At 70.7% G+C, this 13,938-nt stretch carries 7 protein-coding genes; 5 read left to right on the forward strand and 2 right to left on the reverse strand.

Annotation, left to right across the window (positions count from 1 at the left end):
* The first annotated feature begins 171 nt into the window (after positions 1–171).
* The 5 genes from AC1PZ7_RS01165 (at position 172) to AC1PZ7_RS01185 (ending at position 10,109) form a co-directional block, all read left to right on the forward strand.
* Entirely contained in the window at positions 172–384 is a 213-nt protein-coding gene (locus AC1PZ7_RS01165; protein WP_482357688.1) for a cold-shock protein, read from the forward strand.
* 202 nt (positions 385–586) lie between these two features.
* Positions 587–718, forward strand: coding sequence for a hypothetical protein (locus tag AC1PZ7_RS01170; protein ID WP_482357689.1), 132 nt, complete (start codon positions 587–589; stop codon positions 716–718).
* 9 nt (positions 719–727) lie between these two features.
* A complete protein-coding gene (locus AC1PZ7_RS01175; RefSeq protein WP_482357690.1) occupies positions 728–988 on the forward strand; it encodes a hypothetical protein in 261 nt (86 codons plus the stop codon).
* Positions 989–1,016: 28 nt separating this feature from the next.
* Positions 1,017–1,403, forward strand: a complete 387-nt coding sequence (locus AC1PZ7_RS01180; protein WP_482357691.1) for a hypothetical protein — start codon at positions 1,017–1,019, stop codon at positions 1,401–1,403.
* Between the two features lie 84 nt (positions 1,404–1,487).
* Positions 1,488–10,109: a GH36-type glycosyl hydrolase domain-containing protein gene (locus AC1PZ7_RS01185; RefSeq protein WP_482357692.1), complete on the forward strand. Its 8,622-nt coding sequence runs from the start codon at positions 1,488–1,490 to the stop codon at positions 10,107–10,109.
* Positions 10,110–10,192: 83 nt separating this feature from the next.
* Here the strand turns inward: AC1PZ7_RS01185 and AC1PZ7_RS01190 are convergent, their stop codons facing one another.
* Together AC1PZ7_RS01190 and AC1PZ7_RS01195 are read right to left on the reverse strand one after the other, a co-directional pair.
* Positions 10,193–12,817, reverse strand: a complete 2,625-nt coding sequence (locus tag AC1PZ7_RS01190) for an AAA family ATPase (protein ID WP_482357693.1) — start codon at positions 12,815–12,817, stop codon at positions 10,193–10,195.
* The gene (locus AC1PZ7_RS01195; RefSeq protein ID WP_482357694.1) at positions 12,814–13,938 is read right to left on the reverse strand and encodes a metallophosphoesterase family protein; all 1,125 of its coding nucleotides are present in this window, start codon (positions 13,936–13,938) and stop codon (positions 12,814–12,816) included. The genes AC1PZ7_RS01190 and AC1PZ7_RS01195 overlap by 4 nt, the downstream gene beginning before the upstream one ends.

The raw sequence follows: 13,938 nt of genomic DNA on the forward strand, positions 1-13,938 counted from the left end.
TTGTAATATCTCCACTAGAGTCGCATATTAATGCAGTCGATAAACGGCAAGATGAACGCCTGTCTCGCGAATGCTTTTTCGGGTCATTTTGTTCTCTTTTCCTGAAAATGCGATTTCGACGGCCTGCGTTTTCGCAGGCAAGCCAGACTTTTAAGTACGAAAGGGTTTCCCATGACCACGGGAACCGTAAAATGGTTCAATGCCCAGAAGGGCTTTGGATTCATCGCCCCGGATGACGGCGGCAGTGACGCGTTCGTTCATATCAGTGCCGTGGAGCGTGCCGGCATGAGTGACCTGCGCGAAGGTCAGAGGGTGGGCTTCGAGCTCGTCACCGACCAGAGAAGCGGCAAGATGTCCGCCGACCGGCTGCAGGCACTGAGCTGACGGCATGATGTCGGCATCTCCGGATTGCGGAGTTTGCCGAGAGCGCATCGCCAGACCGGCCGACCACGGATGTACTGGCGGCCGGGACGGGCGGTGCCGAAGCGATCGGAGGCGCCCGGCGCCTGCCAGCCCCGCGCCTCCCCGAGGTTGCGGGGCTTTTCGTTCCGTCGACCGCAGTCCACGCGACATGGAGGAGACGATCATGGCCAAGAGCCCGCGACGCAGCAACCGGGAAGCGAAGAAGCCGAAGAAGGTCAAGGAGCCCGTGGCCGCCATTCCCACCCTTGGCAGGGGCCTGTCCACGCCGATCGAGCGGCCAGGCAAGAAGGGCTGAGGTGCCGTCATGCCCATCAGGACCCGCGAAACCACGGTCACCTTCAATCATCCGTTCAAACTGAGCGCGACAGACCACCCGCAGCCTGCGGGCACGTATCGCGTGGTGATCGACGAGGAAGAGATTTCGAACATCTCCTTCCTCGCCTATCGGCGCTGCGCGACGATGCTGCACACGCCGGCCATCGGCACGCCCGGCAGTTCCGGCCAGGTCTTCGAGGTCAGCGCCGACGAGCTGGCGAAGGCGCAGGAAGCCGGCCCTCGAACGTAACCCCTCGCCCGACAGGGAGACATCGGCCATGGACTATCTCGGCGGACTTCGCGGGACCGGCCTTCTCCTCTGCGGGAACGCCTCGGTCGCACCGACGCAGTATGATTTCGACGGCTATCTCTCGAACACCGGCCAGGTGACGAGCTGCGGCGAGATTCGCCTGCCGGCATCGACGCTGGAGAAAGTGTTCGGCCGCACGGATGTGCGTCTGCGCACGACGGATGGCCGGCTGCTGAGACTTCGCTTTTCCGAAAAGCGCCTGTCGCGGGAAGGCGATGCCGCGCATGTCGATGTCGACGGCGAGTTGCCGGCGGCGGCCGACTGGCGTCGCCGATCGGGATGGCGGGCGCCTCGGCCCACGGGAGCGGCGCGGTTCGCGGGCCGTCCGACCCATCAGAGCGTCGCGCGGGGATAGCCGGCACGCCGCGGCCGGACCGGCCTCCGGCTCCGAGCCATCGTCCGTTCATGCGCCTCGCGCCACTCCGGACCGGAAGCCCATATGAATCCGATCGCCGATCTCCACCGCCGCTGCGGGGCCAAGCTCTCCAAGCTCTCCTCGTACGGGCTCTCCTCGTGGAGGAACCGCGCGTGGCAGGGTTCCGTCTGGGACGACGCCTCGCCGATCCGCGAGGAGATGTTCGGCGCCGAGCGGCTGGAGCAGCACGCCCGGAGCCTGGCGACGGCCCAGTCGATCACCTTGCGGCCTCCCGCCGTCCCTTCGCTGCATGCCCGGCTCAAGAGCAATGCCGGCGTGCTGCTGGCGGCCTATCGGGCGACCGCCGCCGTCGCCGAAGCCGGGCGCCCCGTGGTGCCCGCCGCCGAATGGCTGCTCGACAATTATCATCTCATCGAGGAGCAGATCCGCGAGATCCGCGACGACCTGCCACCGGGCTACTATCGGCAATTGCCGAAGCTCGCCGGGGGGCCTTTCGCCGGCTATCCCAGGGTGCTGGGCCTCGCCTGGGCCTATGTCGCCCACACCGACAGCCATTTCGATCCCGAGATGCTGCGTCGCTTCATAGCGGCCTATCAGCAGGTCGAGCCGCTGACCATCGGCGAGCTGTGGGCCGTGGCGATCACGCTGCGCATCGTGCTGATCGAGAACCTTCGCCGGCTGGCCGACCAGATCACGGACGGGCGTCGCTCGCGCCAGGAGGCGGACCTGCTGGCCGACCGGCTCCTCGCCTCGGGCGAAGCCCGCGCCGCGCTCGACGCGGACATCCTGATCCGCTCGCCGGAAGCACTGGACGAGGTATTCGCCGCCCAGCTGGCCAAGCGGCTCCGGGACCAGGACCCGCGCGTCACGCCGGCGCTCGGATGGCTGGAAGTGCGGCTGGGCGCCCAGGGCGCCTCGGTCGACGGCGTGGTCCAGCACGCCCAGCAGCGGCTGGGCGCCTCCAATGTCACCGTGCGCAACGTCATCACCAGCATGCGGCTGATCTCCGACATCGACTGGGCCGAACTGTTCGAGAGCGTCAGCCTGGTCGATGACCGGCTGCGGGCGGGCAGCGCCTTCGCCGCGATGGATTTTCCCACCCGCAACCTCTACCGCAGCGCGATCGAGCAGCTCGCGCGCGGCTCCCGAACGTCCGAGCTCGACATCGCCGGGCTGGCGCTGCAGGCCGCGGCCGAGTCTGCCGCCGTGCGCGAGGCCGCGACCGAACCGGCCGCCGATCCCGGCTATTATCTCATCGGCAGCGGCCGGAGCGTGCTGGAGCGGACGATCCATTTCCGCCCGCCGGCCCGGCTCCGCTTCAGCCGCCTCAGCATCCGGCTGGGCATCGGCGGCTATATCGGCACCATCCTCGCCGTCACCCTCGGCCTCATCGCGCTGGCGCTCTGGGCCCTCGGTGCCGCCGGCCTTTCCAGCGGCTGGCTCGCCTTGTTCGCGCTGGCCGGCTTCCTTCCGGCGAGCGAGGTGGCGACCGCCCTGGTGAACCGGGGTGTGGCATGGATGTTCGGCGCCACCAGCCTGCCCGGCCTCGAGCTTGCCGGCGGCGTACCGGGCTCCCTGCGCACCCTCGTCGCCGTGCCGACGCTGCTCACCAGCGAAGCCGATCTTCAGGAACAGATCGAAAGGCTCGAGGTTCACTTCCTTTCCGGGGCGGGCGGCGATCTCACCTTCGCCCTCCTGTCGGACGGCATCGACGCCGATTGCGAGGTCCTGCCGGGCGATGCCGCGCTCTTGCAGTGCGCCGCGGAGGGGATCGAGCACCTGAACCGGCGCTACGGCCCCGGCCCGGCGGGCGCGCGCTTCCTCCTGCTGCACCGCCATCGACGGTTCAATCCGGGCGAGGGCAAATGGATGGGGTGGGAGCGCAAGCGCGGCAAGCTGCACGAGCTCAACCGGCTGCTGCGCGCGGCGGACGATACCTCCTTCATGGCGGTTGACGGGAGCCCTCCGCAGGTCCCGGCGGATGTGCGCTACGTCGTCACGCTCGATGCCGATACCCGCCTGCCGCGCGACGCCGCGCTGCGGCTGGTCGGCAAGATGGCGCATCCGCTGAACCGGCCGAAATTCAGCGCCGCCGAACAGCGCGTGGTCGGTGGCTACGGCATTCTCCAGCCCCGGGTCACGCCCTCGCTGCCGATCGGCCGCGAAGGCTCGTTCTACCAGCGGGTCATTTCCGGCGGAGGCGGTATGGACCCTTACGCCGCGGCGGTTTCCGACGTCTATCAGGACCTGTTCGGCGAAGGCTCCTACACCGGCAAGGGCATCTATGACGTCGACGCCTTCGAGGCCGCGCTGGCCGGGCGCATCCCGGACAACACGCTGCTCAGCCACGATCTTTTCGAGGGCGTGTTCGCCCGTGCCGGCCTCGCCTCGGATATCGAGGTCGTCGAGGAGTTCCCCTCGCGCTACGACGTCGTCGCCAGGCGGCAGCATCGCTGGATGCGCGGCGACTGGCAGCTGCTGCCGTGGATGTTCGGCGAGGGAACCGGACGGCGCGGGCTCACGCCGGTCGGTCGCGGCAAGATGTTCGACAATCTGCGCCGCTCCACGCTCGGCCCGCTCACCTTGCTGGCGCTGGGCCTCTCATGGCTGTTCCCGATGCCGGCGGCGCTGATCGCCACGCTGCTGATCAGCGCCACCATCGCGGTTCCCGCCTTCCTGCCGATCCTCTTCTGCCTGGTTCCCGGCCGCCCCGACATACGCCTGCGCAGCCACCTCGCCCGGCTGCGGGCCGATCTGCGGCTCGCCGCCGCACAGACTTTCCTGTCGCTCACCTTTCTCGCCGATCAGGCCTGGCGGGCCGCCGATGCCGCGATCCGCACCCTGCTGCGTCTGGTCCTGACACGCCGCCATCTGCTGGAATGGACGACGGCGGCGACGTCCTCGGCAGGGCCGCGACTGGGTCATCTCGGCTTCTATCGGCAGATGGCCGGCGGCACCGCGCTCGCCCTCGTGCTCGCGGTGGCCGCACTCGCCCTGGCGCCGTCCTCCTGGCCGCTCGTCCTGCCGTTCGCCCTGCTCTGGCTCGGCGCGCCGCTGATCGCGCAATGGGCGAGCCGTTCGCCCAAGGTCTCGGTGCGCCTTGCGGTCGGGGACGCGGAAGCGCGCGATCTGCGGCTGATCGCCCGGCGCACCTGGCGCTATTTCGAGACCTTCGTCACGCCGGCCGAGAACATGCTGCCGCCGGACAATTTCCAGGAAACGCCGAAGCCGGTCGTCGCGCATCGGACCTCGCCGACCAATATCGGCCTCTATCTGCTCTCGGCCGTCACCGCGCGCGACTTCGGCTGGGCCGGCACGATCGAGACCGTCGAACGGCTGGAGGCGACGTTCGAGACGCTGAAGAAGCTGCCCCGCTTCCACGGACACTTCTTCAACTGGTACGGCACGCAGGACCTCGCGCCGCTGCCGCCCGACTATGTCTCGTCGGTGGACAGCGGCAATCTCGCCGGCCACCTCATCACCCTGGCCAATGCCTGCGAGGAGTGGGCGGACGCTCCTGCCGGCACCAACATTCGCCAGGGCATGGCCGACACACTCGCCCTGGCGCGCGGCGCCATGGAGGAACTGCCCGCCATGGGCAGCCCGCAGGCCCGGGCTCTGGCCGACGCGCTGGACGAGATCGACGCCCAGATGAACGGCGTGCAGGCACTGGAGGCGACGGCGCCGGTGCTGAAGCGGCTGACCGACAAGGCCGGCAGGATCGCACAGGAGATCGTCCCGGCGACCGGCGACGACAGCTCCACCGACGTCACGTTCTGGATCGAGGCGCTCGGCCAGGCGGTGAGCGGACATGAGCGCGACCGCCTCCAGCTCCTGGGGACGCCGGCCGCCGTGACGGACCGGCTGACCGCGCTCGCCGGCACGGCGCGGTCCATGGCGATGGACATGGACTTCGCCTTCCTGATCGATCCCGAGCACAAGCTGCTCTCGATCGGCTTCTCGCTGCTCGACAACGGCCTTGATCCGAGCTGTTACGACCTGCTGGCCTCGGAGGCGCGGCTCGCCAGCCTGTTCGCCATCGCCAAGGGCGACGCGCCGACCCGCCACTGGTTCCGGCTCGGCCGGCTGGCGACGCCGCTCGGCAACGGCTCGGCGCTGATCTCCTGGTCGGGCTCGATGTTCGAATATCTCATGCCGTCGCTGGTGATGCGCGCGCCCGCCGGCAGCGTGCTCGAACAGACCACCCGCCTCGTGGTCGAGCGGCAACGCTCCTATGCCCGCTCGCTGGGCGTGCCGTGGGGCATGTCGGAATCCGCCTACAATGCGCGCGACATCGAATTCACCTACCAGTACGGCAATTTCGGCGTGCCCGGCCTCGGCCTGAAGCGCGGTCTCTCGGAGAACGTCGTGGTCGCCCCCTACGCGACCGGACTCGCCAGCATGGTGGACCCCGACCGCGCGCGGCAGAACTATGCCCGCCTCGCTGAACTAGGTGCGCTGGGGCGCTACGGTTTCTACGAGGCGCTCGACTTCACGCGCGCGCGGGTGCCGGAAGCCGACGACGTCGCGATCGTCCGCAGCTTCATGGCGCATCATCAGGGCATGACCATCGTTGCGATCGCCAACACGCTGCTGGGCGGCGAGATGCGCGCGAGATTCCATCGCGAGCCGATGATCCGGGCGAGCGAGCTGCTGCTGCAGGAACGTTCGCCACGCGACGTCGTCGTGGCGCGCCCGCGTGCCGAGGAGGTTCGCGCCGCCGCCGTCGACAGCCGCGGCGACGGGGCCACGGTGCGCCGCCTGGCGGCACCCACGGCCGGCGCGCCGATCACGCACCTGCTCTCCAATGGCAGCTATGCCGTCATGCTGACGGCGTCCGGCGGCGGCTACAGCCGCTGGCGCGACATCGCGGTGACGCGCTGGCGCGAGGACGCCACGCGCGACGGCTGGGGCTCCTTCATCTTCCTTCGCGACAAGCGCAGCGGCGGCGTCTGGTCCGCCACCACCCAGCCGATGCCCGCCAGCGCCGGCGAAAGCGACGTCGTGTTCGGCGAGGACTACGCCGAGTTCATCCGTCACGATGTCGGCCTGACGACGTCGATGGATGTGATCGTCTCGGGCGAGCACAATGGCGAGGTCCGGCGCGTTTCGCTGACCAATACCGGTCGGCGGACCCGCGAGATCGAGATCACCTCCTATGCCGAGCTCGTCCTCGCCGCGCCCGCTACCGACGATGCCCATCCGGCCTTCGCCAAGATGTTCGTCGAGACCGAGCATCTGCCGGAATTCGGCGCCCTCATCGCCACAAGGCGGCTTCGCGCGCCGGGCGAGCCGCAAATCTGGGCGGCGCATTTCGCGGTGGTGGAAGGCGAGATCGCCGCCGATCCGCAATACGAGACCGCCCGCGCCCACTTCATCGGCCGCGGACGCAGCATCGGCGCGGCGGAGGTCATGTCGGAGGGGCAGCCGCTGTCGAACACCGTGGGCACCGTGCTGGACCCCGTCTTTTCACTGCGCCGGAGCCTGCGCATCGCGCCTGGCAAGGTTGCCCGCGTCGCCTTCTGGACGATGGTCGCGTCGTCGCGGGACGAACTGCTCGACCTCATCGACACCCATCACGACCGCAACGCCTTCGACCGCGCCCGAACCCTGGCGTGGACGCAGGCACAGGTCCAGCTCCGGCACATCGACGTGGACCTGGAGGAGGCCGCCGATTTCCAGCGGCTCGCCGCCCCGCTGCTCTATGCCGACCGCCGTTTCCGGTCGTCCTCCGACATCATCCTGCGCGGCGCCGGCCCGCAATCGGGCCTCTGGCAGCATGCCATCTCCGGCGACCTGCCGATCGTGCTGCTGCGCATCGACGATATCGAGGACATCGCCCAGGTGCGTCAGTTGCTGCGCGCGCGCGAATATTGGCGGATGAAGCGCCTCGCCGTGGACCTCGTCATCATCAACGAGCGCGCCTCCTCCTATGTGCAGGACCTGCAGGTCGCCGTCGAGACGGCGGCGCGGACCAATGCGTCCCGCCCCCTGCACGGCGACGAGCCGGCGATGGGATCGGTCTATGTGCTGCGTGCCGACCTCATGAGCGTTGAGTCGCGGGCGCGGCTGCAGTCGGTCGCGCGCGTCGTGCTGCTGGCGCGCCGTGGATCGCTTGCCGACCAGCTCGCGCGCACCCGCCGCAAGCCGGAGCCTCCCGCAACGCGCCGCCCGATCCGCAGCCTGGCGGCGCTGCAGGCGCCTGCCAGGACGCACGAACCGCCGGTGCTGGAATTCTTCAACGGCCTCGGGGGCTTCGACCGGCATGGGCGTGAATATGTCACCATCCTCGGGCCGGGCCAGGCCACCCCGGCGCCCTGGATCAACGTCGTCGCCAATGCCGGCTTCGGCTTCCAGATATCCGCCGAGGGCTGCGGATACACCTGGGCGCAGAACAGCCGCGAGAACCAGCTCACCCAATGGTCGAACGATCCCGTCTCCGACCCCGTCGGCGAGGCGATCTATGTGCGGGACGAGGTGAGCGGCGATCTGTGGAGCCCGACCGCGCAGCCCATCCGCGACGGCGGCACCTATGTCGCCCGGCACGGCTTCGGCTACAGCCGCTTCGAGCATGAGGCCAACGGCATCGGCCTCGACCTGCTTCACTTCGTGCCGCTCGACGATCCGGTCAGGATCTCCCGCCTGAGGCTGACCAACCTGTCCGGCCGGCCCCGCCGGCTCTCCGTCACCAGCTATGCCGAATGGGTGCTCGGCACCGCGCGCGGCACCTCCGCGCCGTTCATCACCACCGAGATGGACGCGGAAACCGGCGCGCTGCTGGCCCGCAATCCCTGGAGTTCGTCCTTCGCCTCCCGCGTGGCCTTCGCCGATCTCGGCGGGCGGCAAAGCGCCTGGACGGCGGACCGCACCGAGTTCCTCGGCCGCAACGCAGGACCTGCCTCGCCCCTCGGCCTCGCCGGCGGGACGCCGCTCTCCGGCACCACCGGCGCGGGGCTCGACCCCTGCGCCGCCCTGCAGGCGGTGGTCGAACTCGGCATCGGCGAGAGCGTCGAGGTCGTCGCGCTCATGGGCCAGTGCGCCTCCGTCGAGGAAACCCGCGCGCTGATCGCCCGCTACCGGGCGGCCGACCTCGACACCGTTCTCGCCGCGGTGACGGCGCACTGGCAGACGGTGCTCGGCACGGTCCAGGTGAAGACGCCGGACCGGGCGATGGACATCCTGCTGAATGGCTGGCTGCTCTACCAGACGCTCGCCTGCCGCATCACCGCGCGCTCCGCCTTCTACCAGGCCAGCGGCGCCTATGGCTTCCGCGACCAGCTGCAGGACGGCATGGCACTGACGCTGGCGCTGCCGGCGCAGACGCGCGCGCATATAGTGCGCGCCGCCGGGCGGCAGTTCGTCGAGGGCGACGTCCAGCATTGGTGGCTGCCGCAATCGGGACAGGGCGTGCGCACCCGCATCTCCGACGATCCGGTGTGGCTGGCCTTCGCCACCGCGACCTATATCGACAGCTCGGGCGACGCGGCGATCCTCGACGAGATCGTGCCCTATCTGGACGGGCCGCCCTTGCAGCCCGGCGAGCACGACCATTTCTTCCAGCCGATGCCGGCGGACGAGACCGGGTCCCTGTTCGAGCACTGCGCCCGCGGCCTCGATCACACGGTTTCGCTCACCGGCGCGCGCGGCCTTCCGCTCATGGGCACCGGCGACTGGAACGACGGCATGAACCGCGTCGGCGAGGGCGGCAGGGGCGAGAGCGTCTGGCTCGGCTGGCTGCTCATCCGCACCATCGAGCTGTTCGCACCGTTCGCCGATGAACGCGACCCCGACCGCGCCCGCCGCTGGCGCGCCCATGCCGCCTCGGTGCGGCGCGCCATCGAGCGCTCGGCCTGGGACGGCGAGTGGTATCGCCGCGCGACCTTCGACGACGGCACCTGGCTCGGCTCGAAGGACAGCGGGGAATGCCGCATCGATTCGATCGCGCAGTCCTGGGCGGTGCTGTCGGGCGCCGCCGATACGCTGCGCGCCGCCACCGCCATGGCCTCGCTCGAACGCCATCTCATCCGCCCCGACCAGCAGATCGCCGTGCTGTTCACGCCCCCCTTCGACAAGACGCCGCTCGATCCCGGCTACATCAAGGGCTACCCGCCCGGCCTGCGCGAGAATGGCGGGCAATACAGCCACGCCGCCATGTGGGCGGTGCTCGCCTACGCGAATCTGGGCGACGGCGACAGGGCGCACGCCCTGTTCGCCCTGCTCAACCCGATCAACCATGCCCGCACGCCGGAAGACGCCGAGCGCTACAAGGTCGAGCCCTATGTCGTCGCCGCCGACGTCTATTCCGTCGCGCCCCATGCCGGGCGCGGCGGCTGGTCCTGGTACACCGGCTCGGCGGGCTGGATGCACCGGGCCGGGGTCGAGGGCATCCTCGGCATCCGCCGGCAGGGTGACGTCCTCATCGTCGAGCCCTGCCTGCCCCCGGCATGGCCCGGCTTCGAGGCGACGCTGACGCTGGGTGACGCGGTCTGGACGATCGAGGTGCGCGTGCTCGGCGAGGGCGAGGCGGGCGAGCCGCATTGGGTGCTTGACGGGATACGCTCCGCCTCGCCCGGGCGAGCCGCCCGCCTCCCCCTCGATGGCCGGAGCCATGATCTGCTGATGTTCAGCCGCCCGCCAGGGCCTGCTTCAACGGCATCGACGCCGATCGACAGGCCCGGAGCGTAGCTCGCAGCCATCGCCTGTCCGCCCAGGTGTCGGTCGGGGCGTTTTCAAGGCGTGAAGGCCGGTCGACCTTCGCGGAAAAGGTTCTAGGGCTGCCAGTCCGTCATCTGGAGAATGTTGCCGCCCAGCCGCTGGAAGGCCCGCTGGCGGCAGGAGAAGACGATGATCTGCTGGTCGCGCGACTGGCGGTGCAGCGCGTCGAACATCTTCTCGATGCGGTCGTCGTCGGAATAGACCAGCGCGTCGTCGAGGATGACCGGCGCCGGCCGCCCGTCGCGGGCGAGCAGCCGGGCGAAGGCCAGCCGCGTCAGCACCGAGAGCTGCTCGCGCATGCCCCCGCTCAGGCGCTCGACATCCTCCTCATGGCCGTTGCGGCGGATCGTCTGGGGCAGCAGCGTCCTGTCGTCGAAGGTGATCGCGACATCGTCGAACAGCAGGCCGAGCAGCGGGCGCAACTCCGCCATCACCGGCTTGAGATAGAGCTCGCGCGCCTGCGACCGGGCGGCCTCCAGCGCCGATGCCAGCCGCTGCAGCACGCGGACCTCGCCGGCGAAGGCCTCGACGCGGGAATTCGCCGCCGAAAGCGCCTCCCTGGTCTCGCCCAGCGCTTCCTCGACGGCCTCGTCGGAGCGGGCGCGGATCTCCGCATTCAGGCCGGCGACGGTCTCGCGCAGCGTCGCCGCTTCCTTCTCGACCGCGTCCTCGACCGAGCGGGCGCGCTTCAGCGCCGCCTCGGCCGATTCCAGATCGACCACCGCCGCGCGCAGCCGCAGCGCCTGCGCATCGGCCTCGGCGAATGTCCTCTCGACCTCGCCGAGACGGTCCGACAAGGCGCGCTCGCGTGCGCCGCGCGCCTCTTCCGGCCCGAGGATCGCCTCCAGCTGGGCCCGCTCGGCCTTCAGCGACGCCAGCATCGTCTCGGCCGCGACGAAGGCCTCGTCGGCACTCGCCCGCCGGGGCTCCACCGCGCGCAGCGACTGCCGGGCGAGCGTCCGCCGCTCTTCGGCCTGCGCGAGAGACGCACGGACCTGCGCCGGGTCTTCCTTCAGTTCGAGCCCCTCGGCACCGATCGCGTCCTGCGCCGCCACCGCCTCCCGGAGCTTGGGCAGTCCCTCCGGCGCCAGCAGGGTCAGCCGGCCGCGTAGCTCGCGCAGCTCGGCGTCGATCTGCTGCGCCCGCACCTGCCGCGCCCGCGCGGCGGCGAGATCGTCGACCCCCATCGCGGCGAGCAGCGCCCGGCGTTTGCCTTCCGCCTGTTCCAGGCGGTCGTCGCTCCGGGCCGGGCGGTTCGAGCGCAGCGTGATCGTGCCGATGCCGGGAATGACGAGCTGCGCCTGCCCGTCATAGCCGCGCTCCTCGCCCTCGCGCAGCGCGGCGGCGTCCATCGTCACGGCGACAGCCGCATCGGCCGCATAGGCGACCGCCACCGAAGGGCGCGCCGCCTCCTCGACCGCACGCCGCTTCACGATCTCGATGTCGAGCGCCTGGAGCTCGTCGATGGCGCCGGACGCTATCCTCTCGACCGCGAGCGTCGCCTCGCCGGCTTCGAGCGCCCGGCGGGTCGCTTCCGCCTGGGTCAGCCGCTCGTTCAGCGCGGCATGGCGCTCGCGGGCCTCGCGCGCCCTCATGGCGGCATCGAGGCGCGCCAGCAGGTCGCGCGTTTCCTGCTCCCCCGCCTCAGCAGCCACGACCTGCGCCTGCGCCTGCTCGATCGCCGCGATGGCCTCGCGGCGCTGGCCCACGGCCTCGTCCCGGCGCCGCTCGGCCTCCTGCAACGCGGCCCGCTGCGCGATCGATGCCGCCAGGGCGGCCCGGAACGCGATCAACTCCCTGTCGGCGGCCTCGCGCCGCTCGCGCGCCAGCTTCAGTTCCGATTCGGCGGCGCGCAGCGTCTCGCCCTGTGCCTTGGCGGCATCGAAGGCCGCCTGCGCCGCCTCGACCGCCTTGCGCCGCGCCTGCCGGTCCTCGGCCCTCTCAAGCTCGGCGAGGCGCTTCACCGCGACGGCGCGCCCGTCCAGCGCCTCGCGCAGGGTCCGAACGTCGCCCGCCAGCCGCTCTTCCTGCGCCGCCAGCCGGTCGCGCGCCTCGATGGCGGCGGCGTAGCGCCCGTTGGCCTTCGGCTTTCCGCCGGGGGTGACCAGTTCCGCCAGCGCCTCCTGCGCGGCGGCCATGATCTCGGCCATGCGGCGCCCGCCGGTGATCGCCTCGACCTCGCCCTGCACGGATTCGAGCAGGCTGGCGCGCACCTGCTTCTCGCTGTCCTCTTCCGACTTGCTGCGCTTCTCGATGCCGGTGATGCCCTGGCGGACCCAGAGCAGCCCGGCCGGCCCCGCCGTGCCGCCGCGGATGAGGCCGGCGATGAAGTTCTCCGCCTCGTCGGCCTGCGCCACCAACCGGCCGGTCGCGAGATCGGTCACCCGTGCCGAGCGGCCGCCATAATACTGCTTGGTGAGGCGGAAGCGGCCCCCGGCGGTGGCGATGTCGGCCTCCACCAGCGGGTTGCCGCCGCTATAGGGACGCAGCCGCTGCACATCGCCGGGCGTGCCGGAATGGGGCTGGAAGAACAGCGCGTGCAGCGCCTCGAAGCTCGTCGACTTGCCGAACTCGTTGACGGCGCACAGCACGTTGACGCCGTCGCCGATGCCCTCGATCGCCACCCCGCGACCGGCGAAACGCTTCACGTTGAACAGGCGCAGCGCCTCGATCTTCATGGCGCGATTGCCTGTGCGTAGGAATAAAGCCGCGCCAGCGCCGCACCCGCGACCTCGCGCTCGGCGGCCGAGCGGCTCGGGTCCTGCGCTTCGGCGAGCAGCGCGTTCGCGGCATCGCGCAGCGCCCCGCCGCGGTCGATCCGGTCGAGGTCGTCCGGTTCGCAGGCGGTGGCGAGGCCGGTCTCGTCGAGCGCGAGGTAGGCGAAATCCGGCGCCGCGGCGTCGATCGCGCCCGCCAGCGCCGCATGCCCCGCCAGCCGGCTGCGCCCGGAGGCGACCACGCGGGCGAGCGTCTGCCGGCGGTGCCTTGCCTCCGGCAGCAGCGCCTCCAGCGCCGGCACCGGGTCCTCGCCCTCCAGCAGATGCAGTTGCAGCGCGCGCCAGGCGAAGCTCGCCGTGGCCAGCGCCGTCACCTCCGGCAGGGCGGAGGGGCCGGCAAGGCTGACCAGCAGCGCCTCGCCGGGGCGCTCATGCTTGAAGCGGTCGGGCTCGGGCGCGCCGCTGTACCGGGTGCGCGGGTCGACCTCCATCGCGCCGTGCCAGTCGCCCAGCGCGAGATAGCCAAGGCCCGCCCGCCGCGCCCGGTCGGGGGCGATCACGTCGGCGGCGACGGCGTCCTCGGAGAAGCTGCGGATGGCGCCATGGGCGAGGCCGAGGCGCGCCGTGCCCTCGGGAGTTGCCTCGCCGTCCATCCATTCGGTCAGGTCGCGGCCGGGCCGCCGCGTGGTGCAGGGGGCGGGAAGCAGCACCACGTCCGGCGCCAGTTCCACCGGGCGGGCTTCCATGGCGAGGATGACGTTCTCCGGCGCCTCCGCTCTCAGCGTCGCCCAGAGCTGCGCCGCCTGAAGCGAATCATGGTTGCCGGGCAGGATCACCCAGCGCAGGGGCGCGTGATGGCGCATCTCGGCGAGTGCCTGCCGGCGCACATCCGGCGCCGGCGTCTCGGTGTCGAAGGTGTCGCCGGCGAGCAGGACGGTGCCCGCGCCCTGCTCGCGCGCGTGCTGCGCCAGCCGGGCGATCACGCCATGGCGCGCCTCGCGCAGCCGGCTCGGCAGGTCGCCGGAGAAATTGCCGAAGCGCTTGCCCAGATGCAGGTCGCTCGAATGGAGAAAGCGGAACAT

It is taken from the genome of Ancylobacter sp. TW_SC_1 (genome assembly GCF_056836805.1).

Bases quoted from the DNA above. Each gene is read 5' to 3' on its own strand.
- AC1PZ7_RS01170 (WP_482357689.1), top strand. From the start codon at position 587: ATGGCCAAGAGCCCGCGACGCAGCAACCGGGAAGCGAAGAAGCCGAAG.
- AC1PZ7_RS01175 (WP_482357690.1), top strand. From the start codon at position 728: ATGCCCATCAGGACCCGCGAAACCACGGTCACCTTCAATCATCCGTTC.
- AC1PZ7_RS01165 (WP_482357688.1), top strand. From the start codon at position 172: ATGACCACGGGAACCGTAAAATGGTTCAATGCCCAGAAGGGCTTTGGA.
- AC1PZ7_RS01185 (WP_482357692.1), top strand. From the start codon at position 1,488: ATGAATCCGATCGCCGATCTCCACCGCCGCTGCGGGGCCAAGCTCTCC.
- AC1PZ7_RS01180 (WP_482357691.1), top strand. From the start codon at position 1,017: ATGGACTATCTCGGCGGACTTCGCGGGACCGGCCTTCTCCTCTGCGGG.
- AC1PZ7_RS01195 (WP_482357694.1), bottom strand. From the start codon at position 13,938: ATGTTCCGCTTTCTCCATTCGAGCGACCTGCATCTGGGCAAGCGCTTC.
- AC1PZ7_RS01190 (WP_482357693.1), bottom strand. From the start codon at position 12,817: ATGAAGATCGAGGCGCTGCGCCTGTTCAACGTGAAGCGTTTCGCCGGT.